This window comes from Polaromonas sp. P4_H1 (assembly GCF_056400945.1).
Genome location: NZ_JBFUKG010000007.1, coordinates 1 through 21,440, shown reverse-complemented (window position 1 = coordinate 21,440; position 21,440 = coordinate 1). Strand labels below are relative to the sequence as shown.

20 protein-coding genes are annotated in these 21,440 nt (G+C 62.1%); 15 read left to right on the top strand and 5 right to left on the bottom strand.

The genetic code is table 11. The annotated features are described in order from the left end of the window. Positions 1-35: 35 nt before the first annotated feature. Entirely contained in the window at positions 36-1,076 is a 1,041-nt protein-coding gene (locus tag AC1DS5_RS10730) for a bifunctional riboflavin kinase/FAD synthetase (RefSeq protein ID WP_477718239.1), read from the bottom strand. 150 nt (positions 1,077-1,226) lie between these two features. On the opposite strand from AC1DS5_RS10730, the gene AC1DS5_RS10725 reads away from it, so the two are divergent. Further along, the gene (locus AC1DS5_RS10725) at positions 1,227-1,784 is read left to right on the top strand and encodes an HNH endonuclease (RefSeq protein ID WP_477718238.1); all 558 of its coding nucleotides are present in this window, start codon (positions 1,227-1,229) and stop codon (positions 1,782-1,784) included. Positions 1,785-1,857: 73 nt separating this feature from the next. On the opposite strand, the gene AC1DS5_RS10720 is transcribed toward AC1DS5_RS10725, so the two are convergent. The 3 genes from AC1DS5_RS10720 to AC1DS5_RS10710 all read right to left on the bottom strand — a co-directional run bounded on the left by AC1DS5_RS10720 (position 1,858) and on the right by AC1DS5_RS10710 (position 4,973). Continuing rightward, positions 1,858-2,973 carry an acyl-CoA dehydrogenase family protein gene (locus tag AC1DS5_RS10720; protein WP_477718237.1) on the bottom strand — a complete coding sequence of 372 codons (1,116 nt, stop codon included), beginning with the start codon at positions 2,971-2,973 and terminating at the stop codon, positions 1,858-1,860. A gap of 34 nt (positions 2,974-3,007) precedes the next feature. After that, entirely contained in the window at positions 3,008-4,189 is a 1,182-nt protein-coding gene (locus AC1DS5_RS10715; RefSeq protein WP_477718236.1) for an acyl-CoA dehydrogenase family protein, read from the bottom strand. 73 nt (positions 4,190-4,262) lie between these two features. Next, positions 4,263-4,973, bottom strand: a complete 711-nt coding sequence (locus AC1DS5_RS10710; protein ID WP_477718235.1) for a YceH family protein — start codon at positions 4,971-4,973, stop codon at positions 4,263-4,265. Between the two features lie 49 nt (positions 4,974-5,022). Between AC1DS5_RS10710 and purN the strand changes: the two genes are divergently transcribed. The 12 genes from purN (at position 5,023) to AC1DS5_RS10650 (ending at position 17,716) form a co-directional block, all read left to right on the top strand. Beyond that, positions 5,023-5,631, top strand: coding sequence for a phosphoribosylglycinamide formyltransferase (gene purN, locus AC1DS5_RS10705; RefSeq protein ID WP_477718234.1), 609 nt, complete (start codon positions 5,023-5,025; stop codon positions 5,629-5,631). A 246-nt stretch (positions 5,632-5,877) separates the two neighbouring features. After that, a complete protein-coding gene (locus tag AC1DS5_RS10700; RefSeq protein ID WP_477718233.1) occupies positions 5,878-6,750 on the top strand; it encodes an ABC transporter ATP-binding protein in 873 nt (290 codons plus the stop codon). Further along, complete coding sequence (locus tag AC1DS5_RS10695; protein ID WP_477718232.1) at positions 6,747-7,631, top strand: branched-chain amino acid ABC transporter permease; 885 nt, start codon at positions 6,747-6,749, stop codon at positions 7,629-7,631. Before AC1DS5_RS10700 ends, AC1DS5_RS10695 begins: the two co-directional genes overlap by 4 nt. Further along, positions 7,631-8,680, top strand: a complete 1,050-nt coding sequence (locus AC1DS5_RS10690; protein ID WP_477718231.1) for a branched-chain amino acid ABC transporter permease — start codon at positions 7,631-7,633, stop codon at positions 8,678-8,680. Before AC1DS5_RS10695 ends, AC1DS5_RS10690 begins: the two co-directional genes overlap by 1 nt. Before the next feature lie 30 nt (positions 8,681-8,710). Beyond that, positions 8,711-9,904, top strand: coding sequence for an ABC transporter substrate-binding protein (locus AC1DS5_RS10685; RefSeq protein ID WP_011484727.1), 1,194 nt, complete (start codon positions 8,711-8,713; stop codon positions 9,902-9,904). Between the two features lie 14 nt (positions 9,905-9,918). Continuing rightward, positions 9,919-10,749, top strand: coding sequence for an ABC transporter ATP-binding protein (locus tag AC1DS5_RS10680; RefSeq protein ID WP_011484726.1), 831 nt, complete (start codon positions 9,919-9,921; stop codon positions 10,747-10,749). A gap of 37 nt (positions 10,750-10,786) precedes the next feature. Next, entirely contained in the window at positions 10,787-12,592 is a 1,806-nt protein-coding gene (locus tag AC1DS5_RS10675; RefSeq protein ID WP_477718230.1) for an AMP-dependent synthetase/ligase, read from the top strand. A 66-nt stretch (positions 12,593-12,658) separates the two neighbouring features. Then, complete coding sequence (locus AC1DS5_RS10670; RefSeq protein ID WP_477718229.1) at positions 12,659-13,399, top strand: TetR-type transcription factor C-terminal domain-containing protein; 741 nt, start codon at positions 12,659-12,661, stop codon at positions 13,397-13,399. A 36-nt stretch (positions 13,400-13,435) separates the two neighbouring features. Further along, entirely contained in the window at positions 13,436-14,656 is a 1,221-nt protein-coding gene (locus tag AC1DS5_RS10665) for an acyl-CoA dehydrogenase family protein (protein ID WP_477718228.1), read from the top strand. Between the two features lie 43 nt (positions 14,657-14,699). After that, positions 14,700-15,488 carry an enoyl-CoA hydratase/isomerase family protein gene (locus AC1DS5_RS10660; RefSeq protein WP_477718227.1) on the top strand — a complete coding sequence of 263 codons (789 nt, stop codon included), beginning with the start codon at positions 14,700-14,702 and terminating at the stop codon, positions 15,486-15,488. Between the two features lie 31 nt (positions 15,489-15,519). Next, the gene (locus AC1DS5_RS10655; protein WP_477718226.1) at positions 15,520-16,494 is read left to right on the top strand and encodes an NAD(P)H-dependent flavin oxidoreductase; all 975 of its coding nucleotides are present in this window, start codon (positions 15,520-15,522) and stop codon (positions 16,492-16,494) included. 37 nt (positions 16,495-16,531) lie between these two features. Beyond that, positions 16,532-17,716: a lipid-transfer protein gene (locus AC1DS5_RS10650; protein ID WP_477718225.1), complete on the top strand. Its 1,185-nt coding sequence runs from the start codon at positions 16,532-16,534 to the stop codon at positions 17,714-17,716. A gap of 122 nt (positions 17,717-17,838) precedes the next feature. Here AC1DS5_RS10650 and mdeB read toward each other — a convergent pair whose 3' ends face one another. After that, positions 17,839-20,529: an alpha-ketoglutarate dehydrogenase gene (gene mdeB / locus AC1DS5_RS10645; RefSeq protein WP_477718224.1), complete on the bottom strand. Its 2,691-nt coding sequence runs from the start codon at positions 20,527-20,529 to the stop codon at positions 17,839-17,841. A gap of 105 nt (positions 20,530-20,634) precedes the next feature. Between mdeB and AC1DS5_RS10640 the strand changes: the two genes are divergently transcribed. Further along, positions 20,635-21,105, top strand: a complete 471-nt coding sequence (locus AC1DS5_RS10640) for an Lrp/AsnC family transcriptional regulator (RefSeq protein ID WP_477718223.1) — start codon at positions 20,635-20,637, stop codon at positions 21,103-21,105. Positions 21,106-21,269: 164 nt separating this feature from the next. Then, the coding region (locus tag AC1DS5_RS10635) for a helix-turn-helix domain-containing protein (RefSeq protein ID WP_477718424.1) at positions 21,270-21,440 on the top strand (171 nt) is incomplete at its 3' end.

Sequence of the window (21,440 nt, the reverse complement as noted above, 5' to 3'; positions counted from 1 at the left end):
CTGTCGAAGGGCTGCGACCGGGGCGACGAGGTCGTCTAAATTCGGTCTCGCGTGGTCTGGCGGCTGGTTTCCGTGTGCATGGATGCCGAAAAAGCCTGGGCCAAAGATGCCTGGGCAAAGTACGCCCGTGCGTCTTCGCAGTCCCTGGCAATGCCCGCTTTCAGGCTGACCAGACCGTCGTATTTCAGTTCGTCGTGCAGTTTGTGTAGCAGTTCCACGCGGATGATTTTACCGTATGCCCCCTCCGCGCCCAGGTTCGCCGGCCATTCGAGGCAATAGGTTTCGAGCAGGACGCGTCCGCCATTGACGTCGCGCGGGTCCAGCGAAGGGCGTATGCCCAGGTTGGCCACCCCCGGCAATGGCTCGGCGGCCAGCCCATGCACATGCACCGCAAAAATCCCGCTGGCAGCCGGTTTCCAGTGGGAAAACCGCAGGTTGAGCGTGCGAAAACCCAGGTCGCGGCCCAGTTTTCGGCCGTGCACCACATGGCCCGAGATGCTGTACGGCCGGCCCAGCAGGCTGGCCACCCGGTCCATCCGGCCTTCTCCGAGTGCTTCCCGCACGGCAGAACTGGACACCCGGGTGCCATGCACCTCATAGCTGTTCATGCGGGCCACGTCAAAACCCAGGCGCTCGCCCGCCGCGTCCAGCATGGCGTAGTCGCCCGCGCGTTTGGCGCCAAAGCGGAAATCGTCGCCCACCAGCACGTATTTTGTCCCCAGGCCCTGCACCAGCACGTCCTGGATAAAGGCTTCGGGGGTTTGCGAGGACAGCCGGGCATTGAAAGGCAGCACCACGCACTGGTCAATGCCGCAGCGCGCCAGCTCGGTGAGCTTGTCGCGCAGCGTGGCAATGCGCGCGGGCGCAAGCTCGGGCTTGCGGGCGACGGCGGCGAAATAGTCGCGGGGATGGGGCTCAAAACTCATCACGCAACTGGGCACGCCGCGGTGCTGGGCCTCATTTTTAAGCAATGCCAGCATGGCCTGGTGGCCCCGGTGCACGCCATCGAAATTGCCGATGGTCAAGGCGCAGCCGGGCGCCAGTTCGGGATGGTGGTAACCACGGAAGACTTTCATGGGGTGATTATCGTTTCCATAGCGCCGGAGCCCGGTTGGACGTGGCCTGAACGTGGTTAATGGGGGATTTGAACCTCATTGTCATGATTTCACTGTATATTGATACACGGTTGGTCCGATTTCGTGTTTCCATGTTCATGGAGGTTCGTTTTGAAGGTCTTGAAGCTCTCAGCCCAGGGGTTGCCACAGTCGTGGATCAGCCTAGAGGAAGCCGTGTTGCATTACGCGGCGGACGAAGTGCGCTGGGAGATGGGCGCGCGGGTCGCCACCTTTCATGGCGGTCACAACGCCATCACCGGAATTCAGTCGGTCATCTCCATCAACAGCATCATTGGCACCAAGGGCGTGCCCAACATCAATCCGTTTGACCTCAAACCCGGACTGACCAACAGCAAGCTGTTTGCGCGGGACCGCAATGTGTGCGCTTACTGCGGCGGGCATTTCCACGAGGAAGACCTGACGCGCGAGCACATCATTCCTTTCGCCCAGAACGGCATCGACACCTGGATGAATGTGGTGACGGCCTGCCGCGCCTGCAACCACCGCAAAAGCAGCCGCACACCCGAGCAGGCCCACATGCCGCTGATCTACACCCCCTATGTGCCCAGCCTGTGGGAGGATTTCATCCTGCGCAACCGCCGCATCCTGGCGGACCAGATGGAGTTCCTGATGGCGCACATCCCCAAAACGTCACGCCTGCACGCGTGACGATCTGAGGCTTTCACGCCTGCATACCTGCACGCTCCAGGCGGTCCGCGCCTGTTCCTTCATCCTTCATCCTTCAGGCAAACACGCCGGCCGTCTCCTGCATCCGGCTTGACACCTCGCCCAGGTGGTGCAACGTGTCGCCAAACGTCATCTCCAGCTGGGTCAGTTTCTTGAAGTAATGGCTGACGATATATTCGTCGGTCACGCCGATGCCGCCATGCAGCTGCACGGCCTGCTGGCCGACAAAACGCATGGAGACGCCCAGCTGGTACTTGGCGCGGGCCAACGCCCGGCGGCGTTCGTCCGTCGGCGCATTGAGCTTGAGCGAGGCGTAGTAGCTCATGGAGCGCGCCAGCTCCAGCTGCATCTTCATGTCGGCCACGCGGTGGCGCAGTGCCTGGAAGCTGCTGATGGCCACGCCAAACTGCTTGCGCGTGTTCATGTACTCGACCGTGACAGCTAGCGTTTTGTCCATCACGCCCACCGCTTCGGCGCAGGTGGCGGCAATGCCGATGTCGATGGCGTGCGAGAGCGCGGTGAGGCCTTCCAGCGTGACCAGGCTGGCCGGCGCATTTGTGAGCGTCACCTCCGCGGCGCGCGCGCCGTCCTGGGTGCTGTAACCGCGGGTGGCAACACCTGTTGCGGTGCGCTCCACCAGAAACAGCGCCAGCTTGCCGCTGGCCATGGCTGGCACAAGGAAGGCGTCGGCCAGGTCACCCGCCGGTACTATGCTTTTGACTGCTGTCAGCGACCAGGCGTCGCCGCTTGCAACTGCTGTTGCTTCGCATTGTTCCAACCGGTAGCGGGCAGCCCGTTCCTGATAAGCCAGCGCCACCAGGCTTGCGCCCGAGGCAATGTTCGGCAGCCAGGCGGCCTTGACGGCATCGGGTGCGTAGCCGGAGAGCACAGCGCTGGTGACCAGGGTCTGGGCCAAGGGCTCCAGCACCATGCCGCGCCCCAGCTCTTCCATGACCACCATGCCTTCCACCGGCCCCATGCCCATGCCACCGCCGTTCTCGGGGATGTACAGGCCTGTCAGACCCAGTTCGGCCAGCTGGCCATAGGCCTCGCGTGAGAAACCGCCGGCTTTTTCAATGCTGCGCCTGCGTTCGAAGTCGTAGCCTTTGTCCACCCATTTGCGAACTGCGTCGCGCAGTTGTTCCTGGTCATCGGTGAAATCGAAATCCATAGTGCTTTCCTTTAAACCAGCCTTTAAACCAGCATTAACCCAAGACGACTTGTGAAACGATGTTTCGCTGGACCTCGTTGGAGCCGCCGTAAATCGTGGTTTTGCGCATATTGAAATAGGTGGACGCCAGCGGCGCATTGGCCAGCACGCCGCCCGGGAAGTTGCCCTGCCAGCCGGCTTCCATGGCCTCTTCGATGAAAGGCAGGCTGAACGGGCCGGCGGCCAGCATCATCAGCTCGCTGTAACGCTGCTGGATCTCGCTGCCGCGGATCTTGAGCAGCCCGGCGATGTCCAGCGAGTTCTTGCCGGATTTTTCAGCGGACAGCACGCGCAGCACCAGCATTTCCAGCGCCACCACATCCACTTCAAGCTTGGCGATCTCGTCGCGAAACCGCATGTCGTCATAAACGTTTTCCGCTTTGGCGATGCGCTTGAGTCGTTCCAGTTCGCGCTTGGCGCGGTTGACGTCGGCAATGTTGGTGCGCTCGTGGCTGAGCAGGTGCTTGGCGTAGGTCCAGCCCTTGTTTTCCTCGCCGATCAGGTTTTCCGCGGGCACTTCCACGTTGTCAAACCAGACCTCGTTGACTTCGCTTTCGCCATCGAGCAGCTTGATGGGGCGCACTGTGACGCCGGGCGACTTCATGTCGATCAGCAAAAAGGAGATGCCGGTTTGCGGTTTGCCGGAGGTAGAGGTGCGCACCAGGCAGAAAATCCATTCGCCGTACTGGCCCAGCGTGGTCCAGGTTTTCTGGCCATTGACGATGTATTTGTCGCCCTGCCGTTCGGCCCGGCATTTGACCGACGCAAGATCGGAGCCGGAGCCTGGCTCACTGTAGCCCTGGCTCCACCAGACGTCGCCGCTGGCGATGCCCGGCAGAAAGCGCTTTTGCTGCTCGGCGTTGCCGAAGGCCATGATGACGGGAGCGACCATCACTGGGCCAAAGGGCACGACACGTGGCGCGCCGGCCAGTGCGCATTCTTCTTCAAACAGGTGCTTTTGCACGGCGTTCCAGCCCGGGCCGCCAAATTCCTTGGGCCAACCGTGACCCAGCCAGCCTTTTTTGCCCAGGATTTTGGCCCAGCGCTGCATGTCGTCACGCGACAGGCGCAGGGCGTTGTGTACCTTGTGCGAAATATCAGCCGGCAGGCTGGCATGAACCCAGGCGCGTATTTCTTCGCGAAATGCCTGCTCTTCAGGGGTGAAAGCTAAATCCATACATGTCTCCGTCGATTTCCACGGTTTTAGCACGAATGTGCTTTTTGACCTGTCAAAACGGGGACAAACCGGCCTAATTTGGCGAATGATCGTGGGCGTCATCCGGTGTTTCAGGCAGTGCAATGCCCAGTTGCTCGCTGATGTTCAGGACATGGCTGCGCAGTTGCGCGTTGTCTGCCTTGAGCCGGGCCAGCTTGTTTTCAAGGGCGGTCACGCGGGCCAGAAGGCCTTCGGCCTCAGCGGTCGTGGGTGCGCTGGCCATCAGGGCCTGGATGTCGGGCTCGCCGCACAGCAGGTGAACCCAGCGTTGTTCGCGGGCGCCTGCTGCGCGGGGCAGTTTTTGCACCGTGGCCTGGCCACCGTCCTCGCCGCGCTGTTGTAGCTCAAGCAACACCGTTTCCACCGCTGCCGAGTCGGCAAACCGGTACCAGCGCTCGCCATTGGTGCGCAGCTCGGCGGCGGTTTGCGGGCCGCGCAGCATCAGCAGGCCCATCACCATGGCCTGGGGCTCGTTGACCCCTGCGGCGCGCTGAAAGTTGTGTTCAAAGCGAGGCACGCGGCTGGAGCTGCCCTCAAAGACCAGACTTTGTGCTTTCAGGCTGTCAATGGCGGCGCGCGCTTCATCGTCATTCACCTCCATCAAGGGGTCGCGGCTGGTTTTCTGGTTGCAGCCCGACACGAGTGCGTTCAGGCTCAGGGGGTAACTGTCGGGCACGGTGCGGGCTTTTTCCATGAGTGTGCCCAGCACGCGGGCTTCAATCGGGGTCAGGGTTCTGATGGTCATAAACTAGGGTGATATTTGAAAGAGGCACCAGAAGGTGATAAGAAACAATATGGGAAGCAGTCCAAAGAACATCGTTATTTTGATCTCTGGCACGGGCTCCAACATGGTGGCCATCGCGAATGCAGCGCAAAAAGAGCGGTGGCAGGAAACACTGCATGCCCGCGTGGCCTGCGTCATCAGCAACAAGCCGGCTGCCGCGGGGCTGGCCACCGCGGCCGGGCTGGGCATTGCGACGCAGGTGATTGATCACAAGCAATTTGACTCACGCGATGCGTTTGACGCAGCGCTGCAGCGCGCCATCGACAGCTACCAGCCCGCACTGGTGGTGCTGGCCGGCTTCATGCGCATATTGACGCCCGCTTTTGTGGCGCATTACGCCGGTCGGCTGGTCAATATTCATCCGTCCCTGCTGCCCGCCTTCACCGGCCTCAATACCCATCAACGGGCCATCGATGCGGGCTGCAAGGTGGCCGGTGCCACGGTGCACCTGGTCACGGCCGATCTTGACCACGGCCCCATCCTGGCCCAGGCGGTGGTGCCCATTCTTGCGGGAGACAGCGCGAACACGCTGGCCGCCCGTGTGCTGAGCCAGGAGCACCTGATCTATCCGCGGGCAATCCGCGAATTGCTGGACAGGCCGCTGACTGATGGTCGCTGACCACTGATCGCTGATCGCTGACCCGGCACCGCGCCATGAACCCGGTGCGGCGTTCTCCTTCTGTCCGGCGGATTCACCGCTTGCGGTGTTGCCGTCCAAATCTGCTGGCTCCATCTCACCTGGCGGCCCCTTGCTTCAGGGTAAACACTATTCAAACCCGCTTGCGGTTGCGTGAAAAGCTACTTATTATTCTCCAAGTTACTTAAAAGTAGGTTTTTAGCCAGAACCTTCAAATAACCAGGAGACATGGTGAAAGTTGCAGCAGTTCCTTCTTTGCTGGAAGTTGAAGATATCACTCTGACCTTCGGTGGCGTCAAGGCGCTGCGCGGCGTCGGGTTCAGCGTGAAAGCCGACTCCATCACGTCGGTGATTGGCCCGAACGGTGCCGGCAAGACCTCTGTGTTCAACACCATTTCCGGCTTTTATCGCCCCAGCGCTGGCAGCATCCGCTTCGCAGGGCAGTCGCTTGACGGCATGGCACCGCCCAGGCGGGCCGCGCTGGGTCTGGCACGCAGCTTCCAGAACATCGCGCTGTTTCGCGGCATGACGGTGCTCGACAACATCAAGCTCGGCCGCCATTGCCACCTCAAGACCGGGCCCTTGCAGGCGCTGTTTTACAGCCCTGCCGCACGGCGCGAAGAGCAGGAGCTTCGCCGCGAAATCGAGGACCGCATCATCGACTTCCTGGAAATCGACCACATTCGCAAGGCGCCGGTATCAGCGCTGTCGTATGGCCTGCAAAAGCGCGTCGAACTCGCGCGCGCCCTGGCCATGAAGCCCAAGCTGCTGCTGCTCGATGAACCTGTCGCCGGCATGAACCGCGAGGAAACCGAAGACATGGCGCGTTTTATCCTGGAGGTGCGGCGCGAGTGGGGCGTAACGGTGCTGATGGTCGAGCACGACATGGGCATGGTGATGGACCTGTCGGACCATGTGGTGGTGCTGAACTTTGGCCAGGTAATTGCCGACGGCACGCCGGCCGAAGTGCAGGCCAACCCGGAGGTCATCAAGGCCTATCTGGGCTCGGGCAACATCGAAGCGCTGCGCGCAAGATTCCAGCAAGCCGCGCAGGCCGGCAAGCGGGCAGGCATGGACAAGGACGAGAGGCTTGCAGCATGAACATCGACTGGTGGCTGCTGTTCGAAATCAGCCTGGCCGGACTAGGCACCGGTGGCCTGTATGCGCTGACGGGCCTGGCTTTCGTGATGATCTACAAGGCCACGCGGGTGGTGAACATCGCCATCGGCGAAATGCTGATGATCAGCGCCTACATTTTCTTTGCGTTTTCGGCGGGCATGGGCTTGCCGATCTGGCTGGCGATACCCGGCGCGCTGCTGGTATCGGGCGCGTTTGGCGCGCTGGTAGAGCGCACCATGATCCGGCCCATGCTGGGTGAATCGCCAATTTCCTCCTTCATGGTCACGGTCGGCCTCTCGTCGATTCTGGTCGGGCTGGTCGAGCTGATCTGGACCGCCGACCAGCAGCGCCTGCCTGAATTTTTGCCGTCCAAACCGATCGAGATTGGCGAGGCTTTTGTGTCGCCCAAGATCTTCTACGGCTTCTGGATTGCCGTGCTGTTGATCGTGGTGGTGCTGCTGGTGTTTCGCTTCTGGCGCGGCGGCGTGGCGCTGCGGGCCACGGCGTCGGACCAGGCTGCGGCGTACTCCATGGGCATCAACGTGCCGCGCGTGTTTTCGCTGGCGTGGGTGGCTGCGGCCATGATCGCGGGCGTCGCCGGCATCGTGGTGGGATCGATCGGTGGCATCTCATCCGCCATGGGCGTGTTCGGCCTGTCGGTGCTGGTGGTGGTGATCTTCGGCGGGCTCGACAGTGTGCTCGGCGCACTGGTGGGCGGCATTCTGGTGGGCCTGGTCGAGGCCTTAACCGGCTTCTATTTGGGCGGTGAATACAAAATTCTGGCCACCTTCAGCCTGCTGGTATTGATTCTGATGGTCAGGCCCTACGGCCTGTTCGGCACCCACGAAATTGAGAGGCTCTGATGCGCATTGGTTCTGCCAAAGAAAGCTACGCGGGCGACACCGCCCTGTTCGACAGCACCACCCAGCGCGTCTGGATGGGTGTACTCGCTCTGACCTTGTGTGCCTTCCCCTTTGTCGCCAGCGAATACTGGCTCTACCTTGCGTGCCTGGTGGCCATCAACATCGCCAGCACCAGTGGGCTCAATATCCTGACCGGCTACACCGGCCTCGTGAGCCTGGGACAGGCCGCCTTCATGGGGCTGGGTGCCTACACGGTGGCGATTTTGCAGATCCGCTTTGGCCTGCCTTTTGTGGTCAACCTGCTGGCCGGTGGCTGCGTCGCCATGCTCGCCGGTGTGCTGGTCGGTTTGCCGTCGCTGCGCGTGAAAGGCCTGTACCTGGCGATTGCCACCATTGCGGCGGGTGTCATCGCGCATTTCATCTTCTCGCATTTCAGCAGTTTGACCGGTGGCAGCAGCGGCTTGACGGTGCCACCAGCGCGATTTTTTGGCATCGAGCTGGACAACTCCTTCAAGCTGTACTGGGTGATCGTGCCGGTCATGGGGCTGATGCTGCTGGGCGCCGTCAACCTGTTTCGCACCCGCATCGGCCGTGCTTTCATCGCCATCCGTGACCGCGATATTTCGGCCGAGGTGCTGGGCATCTCGCTGCTGCGCTACAAGCTGTTGTCGTTTGCGATCTCGTCGTTTTACGCCGGCGTGGCCGGGGGCCTGTTTGCCTACTTCTTCCGCGCAGTCTCGCCCGAGAGTTTTCCGCTGCTGATGTCGATCTTTTTCCTCGCCGCCGTCATCGTCGGCGGCATGGGCAGCATCTTGGGCAGCATTCTCGGTGCGGTGTTCATGACGCTGGTGCCCGAGTTGCTCAAGCTCATCGTGGGCTGGCTGCCCCTGGCGTCTTTTGGCGGAAATGCCGCGCTGATTCTGTCGCCCGTTCGCACCATCGTGTTCGGTTTGATGATCGTGCTGTTCCTGATCTTCGAGCCGCATGGCCTGGCGGAGGTGTGGCGACGCATCCGCCGGCTGTTTCACCTGTGGCCCTTCCGTACCTGAACCTGCATTTAAATCAACCAGGAGACAACCATGAAAAGCTTCCGCAGAACAATTTGCCTGGCGACGCTCGCCGCCGCCGCCTTGGCCATAGCGCCCGCCGCGCTGGCACAAAAGACGCCTCCGAAAACAGCACCGCAAGAAGACATCGTGTTGGGCGGCTCTATACCGCTGACGGGCGTGTTCGCCTTTGCGGGCATAGGCATCGACCAGGGCATCAAGGATTACCTGACCATTCTCAACGAGGGTGGCGGCATCAAAGGCCGCAAGGTGCGCTACGTGCCCGAGGACACCGGCTACAAGGTTGACCAGTCGATGGCGGCATTCAAGAAAATTACCAGCCAGAACAAGGTCAGCCTTTACTACGCCGACTCCACCGCGTTTGTCAAAACCGTCAACCCCGAACTGGAGCGCAACCAGAACATCCTGATGACCGGCGCCTCGTTCGCCAAGGAAATCAGTGACGCGCAGAAGTACCCGCTGCAGTTCATGGTGGGCCCCAATTACAGCGAGATGGTCGGCATCCTGCTGCAGTACATCGCCAAGACCAAACCCGGCGCCAAGGTCGCGCTTGTGTACTCGGACACCGAGTTCGGCCGCGACCCGGTCGACGCCGCACGGACCGAGGCCAAGAAACTGGGCCTGAACCTGGTCAGCGAAATCGTCACGCCGCCGAGCAGCGTGGACGTGTCGGCCGAGGTCATCAAGCTGCGCCGCGCGGACCCCGACTACACCATCTTTCACGGCTACGTCTCGGCACCAATTCCTGAATTCATCAACCAGGCCAAGGCCCTGAATCTCAAGACCGCGTTCATGGGCACCTTCTGGAGCATGGACAACTCGACCGTCATGCGCATGGGCGCGAATGTCGATGGTTTTCTGGGCGTCATGCCTTACCGTTACTACTACGACACCGAAGGCAAAGCGCCGATGCTGGAGCGCATCCGCAAGATGCGCCCCGAGTACCAGAGCACAGGCTACATGCAGGGCTTCCTGAGCGCCATGCTGCTGACCGAGGCTGCCAAACGCACGTTGGACGCGGGCAATGAGCTGACCGGCAAGAACATGAAAACCGCGCTCAGCTCGATCCGCAATTTCGACACCGGCGGCGTCATTGGCGTGCCCTTGTCGATCAAGGGCAACTCCATTCCCGTGGGCCGCATCTACCGGGCCGACTTCAAGCAGCAGAAGATGGTGCCGGCCTCCGAGTGGATCAGTCTGCAGTAATAAATGACCACACCATGATGGAAAAAACCGTGGCAATCGACAGCAACGCCATTCTGGAAGTCAACAACATCGAGGTCGTCTACAACAAGGCGATTCAGGTGTTGCGCGGTCTGTCACTGGCAGTTCCACGTGGGCAAATCGTGGCCTTGCTCGGCAGCAATGGCGCAGGCAAGTCCACCACACTGAAAGCCATTTCCAGCCTGCTGGCGCTGCAGGATGGGGAAATGACGCGCGGCGACATCCGCTTTGACAGCCAGGACACGCGCGGCATCGCGCCGCACGCGCTGGTTCGTGCCGGCGTCTTCCATGTGATGGAAGGCCGGCATGTATTTGAAGACCTCACCATCGAAGAAAACCTGGTGGCAGCCACCTATGCACTGACCGGGAAACGTGCGGGCAAGGCTGATTTCGACAAGGTGTACGACTACTTTCCGCGCCTGCATGAACGCCGGCGCAGCCTGGCGGGTTACCTCTCTGGCGGTGAGCAGCAGATGCTGGCGATTGGCCGGGCGCTGATTGCCGAGCCCAAGCTGATGCTGCTGGACGAGCCCTCGCTGGGCCTGTCGCCGGTGCTGGTGGAGACCATTTTCGAGATCATCGCCCGCATCAATGCGGAGCGCGGCGTCTCCATGCTGCTGGTGGAACAAAACGCGTCCATCGCACTGGCGGTGGCGCACTACGGCTACATCATGGAAACCGGCAAGGTGGTGATCGACAACAGCGCAGAGAAACTCGCCGCCGACCCCGATGTGCGCGAGTTTTACCTCGGCGTTGGCAGCGAGGGCGGCGCCAGGAGCTTCAAGGATCTCAAGCATTACAAGCGCCGCAAGCGCTGGCTGTCATAAGCCCCCAGCACCGCACCAAACCACCGGACCTTCTTTCATGACTGAGATGACCTACACACTGACACTGCCCCAGATGCTGCGTGAGCAGGCACAGCGCCGCACCGCTTCAGTGGCGATCCGCCAGAAGGAACACGGCATCTGGAAGCCGCTGACCTGGGGCCACTACTTTCAGCGCGCACAACAGGTGGGCCTGGGTTTGCGTGCTGCGGGCTTGTCAGAGGGTGGCCATGTGGGCGTGCTGTCCGAGAACCGTGTCGAGTGGGTGCTGACCCAGTTAGGCGCGGGTCTGGTCGGGGGCGTCACGGTGGGCGTCTACCCGACCAGCCCGACCAACGAGATTGCCTATGTACTGGCCCACGCGGATGCCGAGGTGGTGATCTGCGAAGACCAGGAACAGTCTGACAAGGTGCTTGACGCACGCGACCTGCTGCCCCGGCTCAGGAAAATTGTGATGATTGAACGGAAAGGGCTGGCAGAGACGAAGGCGCGCGCACCCGCGCTGGTGATGGGCTTTGAGGAGCTCGAAGCGCTCGGCGTGGCGTCCCTGGATGCTTCGCATATTGAGTCAGTGCTGGCCCATCAACAACTTCAAGACACCGCACTCATCATCTACACCTCGGGCTCTACCGGCAAACCCAAAGGCGCAATGATCAGTTACGGCAACATCGCGGCCATGGCGCCGGGCGTGATTGAACGACTGGGCCTGACCGCGCAGACCTCGCACCTGTCCTACCTGCCGCTGTGCCATGTGGCCGAGCAGATGCTGACTGCCTTTGTGCCGCTGTACCTGGGCTCACGCGTGGATTTTGGTGAATCAATCCGCACCGTGCAGGAAGACCTGCGCGAAGTCGCGCCCACCATGTTTCTGGGCGTACCGCGCATCTGGGAAAAGCTGCACTCAGCCATCTCCATCAAGATGCATGAGTCGGGCGGGCTGCGCCAACGTTTGTTCGATGCAGGCCTGCGCGCATGTGCGCCGTTCGCACACAAGGCGGCGCACCAGCGCTCATTGGGCGAAAAGCTGTGCTTTGCCTTTTATTACAGCCTGATCTTCCGGGCCCTGCAGAACTTCATCGGCCTGCGCCAGGCCCGCGTGGCGCTGACCGGTGCCGCACCGGTCTCGCCGGCCATTGTGCAGTTCTTTCGCACGCTGGGCGTGCCGCTGGTCGAGGTCTATGGCATGACGGAATCCAGCGGCATGGTGCTGGGCCAACGGAACGACCAGGTGGTTTTTGGCACCGTCGGCGTGCCGACCCTGGGCGTTGAGCACCGGCTCTCAAGCCAGGGTGAACTGCAGATTCGTGGCGGCGTGGTGTTCAAGGGCTATTACAAAAACGCAGAGGCCACCGCATCCAGCATTGTGGACGGCTGGCTGCACACCGGCGACGTCGTCGAAGAAAGGGGCGGCTCGCTGCGCATCGTCGACCGGCTCAAGGACATCATGATCACCGCCGGCGGCAAGAACCTGACGCCGTCGGAAATCGAAAACACCATGAAGGGCAGCCTGTTCATCAAGGAATGCGTGATCGTCGCCGACGCGCGCAAGTTCGTCGGTGCGCTGATCCAGATCGACTACGACGCCGTGGCGCAATGGGCGGAGTCGCGCAACGTGACCTTTACGCATTTCCGCTCGCTGGTTGAAACGGCCGAGGTGCGTGAACTGGTTCAAGCCGAAGTGGACAAGGGCAACGCCCTGCTGGCCGAAGTGTCACGTATCCGGCGCTTTCATTTGCTGACCAAGGAGCTGGACCACGATGACGGTGAAGTTACGGCGACCATGAAGGTGCGCCGGGCCAGCATCTACAAAACCTATGCGGCCGAAATTGAGGCGCTGTACCGCTGAACGCTACGCAAACTCCATCTCGCCACGGCATCCCGCTCCACCCTACCCCACAGGAATTGAAATATCTTGACTGCTCGAAAGCTCGTCTCCCCCTGGGCCCCCACTACCGAACGCGAGAAGGTTCGCACAGACAAGCGCGAGGCGGTGCTGCGCATGGCAGCACAGGTGTTCAACGAAAAAGGCTACCAGGCCAGCACGCTGGACGAGGTCGCCGAGCGGCTGCATGTCACCAAGCCGACGCTGTACTACTACGTCAAGAGCAAGGACGAAATTCTTTACGAATGCGTGCGTATTGGCCTCACGATGCTGCAGGACGCGATCACGGAGGTGGGTGCCTCCGGTGGCAGCGCGATGGACAAGCTGGTGGCCGCCATGCACAAATACACCGAGATCGTGACCATGGACTTTGGCATGTGCCTGATCCGCGTGGGCGAAGACCCGCTGCCACCGGAAAGCCAGCGCAAGCTAAGGCGCATGAAGGCCGCAATCGACAAAGAGTTCCGTGAACTGATCCGGCTTGGCATCGAGGAAGGCTCCATCGCGCCCTGTGACCCCAAGATCGCCGCCTTCACGCTGGCAGGCGCGCTGAGCTGGATTGGACGCTGGTACCGGTCCGATGGGGCCTTGAGCCCAGACGACATCGCGCAGCAATGCATCGCTTTGCTGGCCAATGGCCTGTGCAGCGGCAAAACCAAACCCCTTCTGCGCAAACGCCCGGCCGAACCGGCGCCGGCATTGCCCGTACCCCTTGAACCCGCACCGGCCACCGCAGCACGACGCCGCGCCAGCCCGCGCACAGCCCGGTGATTCCAGGTGATTCTGAACGCACCCCAGGAGACCGTCATGACCCATCCAGCCCGCAGAGCCGACACCTTGTTCCACGATGTGTGGCTGCCCGACGAGACGCGCCGGATTCGCGCTGAGGTGCGTGAATTCGCCCAAGACGTGCTGCGCCCGGTTGCGCACCGCTTGAACACCACACCTGAATCCAAAGAGGCGTTTCCGCGCGAGCAGTTTGAGGCCATGGCGCGCGCGGGGCTTTACACGATTCCCTTTCCGGCAGATGTAGGCGGCCGGGGGCTCGAATTTCCCACACTGGCGACCCTCACCGTGCTGGAAGAGCTGGCCTATTACAGTCGGGGGCTGGCCTCTGCCCTCTATGACGGGCAGGCCATTCTGGTCGGCAAAACGCTTGAAAAAGCACCGGCCGCGCTTCGCAACAAATACCTGCCGGCGCTGATACGCGGCGAGTTTGTCGGCTCGTTCGCCACCAGCGAGCCGGAGGCCAGCACCGACTTGTCAGTGACGTCCATGCAAACCACGGCGACCCAGGTAGCCGGCGGCTGGCGCATCAATGGCCGCAAACGCTGGATCACCAACTCCCCGGTGGCCGACTGGATTGTGGTGCTGTGCCGCAGCGGTGAGCGCCTCACCATGCTGATGGCCGACATGCGCGCCGAGGGGGTGTCGGTGGGCAAGCCCGATCTCAAGATGGGCAACCACCTGCAGCTGACGGCCGACGTGGTGTTTGAGAACGTGTTCGTGCCGGACGACCATGTCGTCGGCACCGAAGGTGGCGGCCTGCGCGTAGCGCTGGGCGCGCTGGCGCTCGGACGCATGGGGATAGGCGCGATCGGTGTGGCCATGGCGCAGGCAGCGTTCGACCATGCGGCCGACTACATGTGCAAGCGCAAGGTGTTCGGCCGGGAACTCGCGCGCATGCAGCACTGGCAGTACCTGTTTGCCGAGCATGCAGTGGGCCTGGAGCAGGCGCGCAGCCTCTACCAGAAGGCGGGCTACCGCTACGACGTGGAAGGCAGCGCCGAGGTCGAGGCAGCCATGGCCAAGCTGGTGGGCAGCCGGCTGGCGGTCGACGTGGCACGTGATGCGATTCAGGTCTGTGGTGCCTATGGCTTTGTACGCGAGTTGTCGGCCACGGGCGAGTTGATGCCCTTGGAGTCGATCTACCGCGACGCCAAGATTGGCGAGATTTACGAAGGTGCGAACGAGATCCAGAAATGGGTGATTGCACGCAACATCTTTGGCCGCGCTTACACGGGTTAATTAAGCGCTTGATGACCCGACTCAGCACAACAGAAAGTACCTCATGAGCGCTTCAAATTCAAACCCGGTGATCTTGACATGCGAAGGCGGCATGGCGACGATGACCTTTAACCGCCCCTCGGCCATGAACGCACTGGACGTGCCGACGGCCAGCGCATTTCTGGCGGCTTGCCAGTCGCTGGCGGACGACCCGCAGCTGCGGGTGGTTGTCATCCGAGGCGAAGGCCGCGCCTTTGGCGTGGGCGGCGACCTGGCCGCGCTGCAGCACGACTCTGCGGCGACGGCACACGATCTGATCGGCCGCTTGCACGAGGCGGTCGTGCTGCTGGCCGGACTCAATGCCCCCGTGATTGCCAGCCTGCACGGCGTGGTCGCGGGGGGCTCCTTGAGCCTCTCCATGGCCTGCGACCTGGTCATCGCAGCCGACAGTACGCGCTTTAACCTCGCCTATGCGAATGTCGGTGCCAGCTGTGACGTATCAGGCTCCTGGAGCCTGCCGCGGCTGGTGGGGCTGCGCAACGCGATGCAGATTGCTCTGCTGTCGGAAACTTTTGACGCGGCCGAAGCGCTGCGTCTGGGCCTGGTCAACCGCGTGGTACCCGCTGACAAGTTGCAGGAAGAAACCGTGGCCTTGGCCCGGCGGCTGGCTGCCGGGCCTACCCTGGCCTACGGCCGCATGAAGCGGCTGATGCGCCAGTCCTTCGAGACCGACTTGCCCACGCAGCTCGACGCTGAACGCGAAAATTTCAAGGCCAGCACGCAGACGGAAGATTTCAAGGAAGCCGCGAAGGCCTTCTTTGCCAAACGGCCAGCCGTTTTCAAGGGCCACTAGCCCGCGTCATTTCAACCCTTTAAGGCAAACCATGAAGAACCGAATCACTGAATTGCTCGGCATCCGCTACCCCATCATTCAGGGCGGCATGCAATGGGTGGGACGCGCCGAGCTGGCATCGGCCGTCTCAAACGCGGGCGGTCTGGGCGTATTGACGGGCTTGACCCAGCCCACGCCTGAGGCGCTGGCGGCCGAGATTGCACGCTGCCGCAGCATGACCGACAAGCCTTTCGGCGTGAACCTGACGATCCTGCCCTCGGCCAATCCGCCGCCTTACGAAGACTACCTTGATGCCGTCATCAACAGCGGTGTGAAGATTCTGGAAACCGCCGGCAACAATCCGAGGGAATTCATCCTGAAGGCCAAAGCCGCGGGAATCAAGATCGTTCACAAATGCACCTCCGTGCGGCACGCCCTGTCGGCCGAGCGCAATGGTGTCGATGCCGTGTCCATCGACGGCTTTGAATGCGCGGGCCATCCGGGTGAAGACGACGTGGGTGGGCTGGTGCTGTTTGCGGCCGCTGCCGACCAAGTGAAGATTCCGCTGGTCGCCTCGGGCGGCATTGCCGATGGTCGCGGCATGGCGGCGGCGCTGGCATTGGGCGCTGAAGGCATCAACATGGGCACCCGGTTTTGCGCGACGCAGGAGGCACCCATCCATGAGCACATCAAGCAGGCGCTGATCCATGCAGGCGAACGCGACACGCAACTGATCTTCAGGACGCTGCACAACACCGGCCGGGTACTCAAGAACGCCATTTCAAGCGAGGTGGTGGCGCTGGAGCGGCAGCCCGGTGGCTGCGAGTTCAATGACATCCACCATCTGGTGGCGGGCGCGCGTGGGCGAGCCGCCCTGGAAAGTGGCGACGTGGATGACGGGCTGGTATGGGCCAGCCAGGTGGTGGGGCTGATCCATGACATCCCGACTTGCGCGGAATTGATGGCACGCATGGTCGCTGACTGCCGTGTGGCACTCGATCGCGGGCGCACGATGTTCACCGCTTGATTTCACGCGACCGGTCCGCACTATTCAGGAGATAAGCATGGCACGAGATGTTTTTGTCGCCGGGGTCGGCATGATCCCTTTCGCCAAGCCAGGCGCGAGCCAGTCCTACGACGTGATGGGCGCGCAGGCCATTCGGGCCGCACTGCAAGACGCGCATCTCGACTACCACGAGGTGCAGCAGGTATATGCCGGTTATGTCTATGGCGACTCGTGCAGCGGGCAACGTTCAGCCTATGCTGTCGGCATGTCCGGTGTGCCGGTGTTCAACGTCAACAACAATTGCTCGACCGGCTCGACCGCGCTCTTTCTGGCACGCCAGGCGGTGGCCTCGGGCAGCGTGGATTGTGCGCTGGCGGTCGGTTTCGAGCAGATGAATCCCGGCGCCCTGGGCTCGGTGTACGACGACCGCCCCACGCCCTTTGACCGCTTCGAGGCAGAGGCCGATGCGCTGCTGCAGGTCGAGGGCGTGCCGCTGGCGCTGCGTTATTTTGGCGGGGCCGGCCTCGCCCACATGCAGCAATACGGCACGAAGCTGAGCACCTTCGCGAAAATCCGCGCCAAGGCCAGCCGTCACGCGGCCAATAACCCGCTCGCGCTGTTCAGGCAGGTCCTTACCGAAGAAGACGTGCTCAATGCGCCGGTGATGTGGCCGGGTGTGATGACCCGTCTGATGGCCTGCCCGCCCACCTGTGGCGGCGCCGCGGCTGTCGTGTGCAGTGACGCGTTCGCGCAGCGCCATGGCCTGGACCGGTCGGTGCGCATCAGGGCCCAGGCCATGACCACTGACCGCTCTTCCACGTTTGATGCGCACGACATGCGCCAGCTGGTCGGCGTGGACATGACGCGGGATGCGGCGCGGCAGGTGTATGCGCAGGCGGGTGTCGGCCCGCAGGACATCCAGGTGGTGGAGTTGCATGACTGCTTTGCCCACAACGAACTGCTGACGTATGAGGCGCTGGACCTGTGCACCGATGGCGGCGCGGAGAAGTTTGTGCTGGATGGCGACAACACCTATGGCGGACGCTTTGTCACCAACCCCTCCGGCGGTCTGCTCTCCAAAGGGCATCCGCTCGGCGCGACGGGCCTGGCCCAATGCACCGAACTGGTCCAGCAGCTGCGTGGCAATGCCGACAAGCGGCAGGTCGCCGGCGCCCGCCTGGCGCTGCAGCACAACCTCGGTCTCGGCGGCGCCTGTGTCGTCACGCTCTACGAACGGGTCTAGCACCACGTAGCTGCATGACTTCAGACGGGCGCCAATGCCGGCCGTGAATGCTGGGTTGAGGTCAATTGAACCCGGCAGGCGGCCAGCGCCGCCTTGCCGAACCCCTCACGCTGGGTGCGGGTTCAAGCCTTCAGCAGATGCCGTGCGGCGTTGACGATGCTTTGCGCATTGACACCAAAAAATTCGCGCAAGGCGGCCCGCGTGTCGCTGCGGCCGAAGCCGTCGGTGCCCAGCGTCAGGTAGGCGCGGCCTTCGGGCAGGAAAGCGCGAACGCTTTCGGGCACGGCACGCACGTAGTCGGTGGCGGCAATGATGGGCCCCTGGCTGGCGTGCAGTTGCCGGGTAATGAATGCTTCACTCTGCGCGTCTTTGGGCGTGGTGTGGCCATTGAGCATCCGCTGCTGGCAAGCCGCGCCATCGCGTGCGAGCTCGCTCCAGCTGGTCACGCTGTAAACGGTGGCATGAATGCCCTCGTCTGCCAGTTGCTGCGCCGCCTTGATCACCTCGGTCAGGATGGCCCCCGAACCCATCAGCGTCACCTGTTGTGGCTTCCTGGCTGATTTTCCTTCGCTTGTCGGACCTTGATAGCTATTGAATTGATAGCATCCGCGAATGATGTCCGCCTCCGAGCCTGGCCGCAGGTCGGGCTGGGCGTAGTTCTCGTTCATCATCGTGACGTAGTAAAACACGTCTTTTTGCTCCACCATCATTTCGCGCATGCCCTGGTCGATGATGACGGCCAGCTCGCAGGCAAAGGTCGGGTCATAGGCCTTGCAGTTGGGAATGGTGGCGGCGATCAAGTGGCTGGAGCCGTCCTGGTGCTGCAACCCCTCGCCACCCAGCGTGGTGCGGCCTGAAGTGGCGCCCAGCAGGAAGCCGCGCGCCCGCTGGTCGGCCGCGGCCCAGATCTGGTCGCCGACGCGCTGAAAGCCGAACATCGAGTAATAGATATAAAACGGCAGCATGGCCAGGCCATGGACGCTGTAGCTGGTGGCCGCGGCCGTCCAACTGGCCATGGCGCCGGCTTCGCTGATGCCTTCTTCCAGGATTTGCCCGTCGAGCGCTTCGCGGTAGCTCAGCACCGAGCCGATGTCTTCGGGTGCGTAGCGTTGCCCCACACTGGAGTAAATGCCCACCTGCTTGAACAGGTTGGCCATGCCGAAGGTACGCGCTTCGTCCGCCACGATGGGCACGATCTTCGGGCCCAGGGCCGGGTCCTTCAGCAGGCTGCCCAGCATGCGCACAAAGGCCATGGTGGTGCTCATCTCCTTGGCTGCAGCACCCAGGGCAAACTGGGCGTAACTTGGCAAGGCCGGTACCGGAATCACCTCGGCCGTGGTGTCGCGTTTGGGCAGGTAGCCACCCAGGGCCGCACGCTGCGCGTGCATGTAGCGCATCTCGGGGCTGTCATCGGCGGGTTTGTAAAACGCGATGTGTTTGGCCTGCTCGTCGGTCAAGGGCAAATTGAAGCGGTTGCGAAACTCCAGCAGATCGGTCTCGTCAAATTTCTTTTGCGAATGCGTGGTCATCTTGCCCTGGCCGGCGCTACCCATGCCATAGCCTTTTTTGGTGTGCGCCAGGATCACCGTGGGTTGGCCTTTGTGGTTGGCCGCCGCTGCATAGGCCGCATGGATTTTCACCAGGTCGTGGCCGCCGCGCTTGAGGCGGTCAATCTGTTCGTCGGTCATGCCCTGGGCCAGCCGGGCCAGTTCTTCGTTTTGTCCGAAGAAGTTGTCGCGGTTAAAGCGGCCGTCCTTGGCGGCAAAGGTCTGCATCTGGCCATCCACCGTGTGGGCAAAGGCCTGCGTCAGCGCGCCGGTCAGGTCGCGCGCAAACAGGCCGTCCCAGTCGCTGCCCCAGACCAGCTTGATGACGTTCCAGCCGGCGCCGGCAAAGAGTTTTTCCAGCTCGTCGATGATGCGGCCGTTGCCGCGCACCGGGCCGTCGAGCCGCTGCAGGTTGCAGTTGACAACCCAGACCAGGTTGTCCAGCCCTTCGCGCGCCGCCAGGGTGAGGGCGCTCATGGACTCGGGCTCGTCCATCTCGCCGTCGCCGAACACGCCCCAGACCTTGCGGCTGCTGCAGTCGAGCAGCCGCCGGTGCGTGAGGTAGCGCATGAAGCGCGCGTGGTAGATCGAGCTGATCGGGCCTATGCCCATGGAGCCTGTCGGGAACTGCCAGAACCCGGGCATCAGGTAGGGGTGCGGATAGCTGGACAGGCCTTGCGCACCCTGGCCGGGTGCGGTGAGTTCCTGGCGGTAAAAGCTCAAGTCCTTTTCAGTGAGCCGGCCTTCCAGGTAGGCGCGCGCATACACACCGGGCGCGCTGTGCGGCTGGAAGAACACCAGGTCGCCGCGATGCTGGCCTTCACCCAGGCCCTCGCGCGCATGAAAGAAGTGGTTAAAGCCGGTTTCAAACAGATCGGCGGCGCTGGCATAGCTGGCAATGTGGCCACCCAGTTCGCTGGAGCCGCCCAGCTCGGCCTGATTGGCGCGCACCACCATGGCCAGCGCGTTCCAGCGCATCAGCGAAGCCAGCCGCTCCTCCAGCGCCAGATCGCCGGGGAAGACCGGCTGCTCGTTCACGCCGATGGTGTTCATGTAGGGCGTGGACAGCTCGGGCTGCCAGCCGATGCGGCGGTTGCGGGCAACACGGCTCAGCTCGTCCAGCATGTGCCGCGCGCGGGCCGGGCCCTGCGTGGCTGCCAGGGCTTCAAACGCCTCGCGCCACTCCGCGGTTTCCTGCGGGTCAGGGTCTGGCGTGAAAGCGTCGGCGGTTTGCATCAGGAGATGGTGGGGTGTGGAATCGTTCATGGCAAATCCACTGTACGCATCTTCCCGCAAAAGGTGTTGCCTAAATATCGGGATAAATGCGTAACCAGCGGCATAAAATTCTGCAATTGACTAAATTTACAGACTATGCAGCTTGATAACCTTGATTTGAAGATTCTTGACGAGCTTCAGCGCGATGGCTCGCTGTCCAACGTGGAGCTGGCCCGGCGCGTGCATTTAAGTCCTTCGCCGTGCCTGGCCCGCGTCAAGGCGCTGGAGGCCGCCAAGGTCATTGACCGCTACGTGGCCATTGCCAATGCGCAGGCGCTGGGCCTGGGGCTGAGTGTGTTCATCTCCATCAGTCTGCGTTCGCAAAACAAGGAGGCGCTGGGCGAGTTTGAGCGGCGCATTGCCGAGCATGACGAAGTGATGGAGTGCTATTTGATGACCGGCGACAGCGACTACCTGATCCGCGTGGCGGTGGCCGACATCGGGGCGCTGGAGAAATTCATTCTGGAGCAGCTCACGCCGATTCCCGGTATCGAAAAAATCCGCTCCAGTTTTGCGCTCAAGCAGGTACGCTACAAGACGGCGCTGCCGTTGCCGCGGGTTGTCTAGCTTGATGTGAATTTGGATTTGGTTGGCTTTGCTGAGGGTTGCTGGCCGGGGGTAGCCCGGCGGCTACTCACTTTTCTTTTGCTTCGTGTATAGACCGGGGACATAGGTGACAGGTGTGCGGGGACATGGTGGACACTTTCCGGCGAATTTGCCGGAGGATCACCATGCCTTGGAAAGCACAAGACACCATGAGTCTGAAACAGGAATTTGTCGCACTGGCTACGAAAGATGGAGCGAATCGCCGTGAGCTGTGCCGGCGCTTCGGGATCAGCCCGCAGACGGGCTACAAATGGCTGCAGCGCTATGCCACCGAAGGCGGAGCCGGGCTTGCAGAG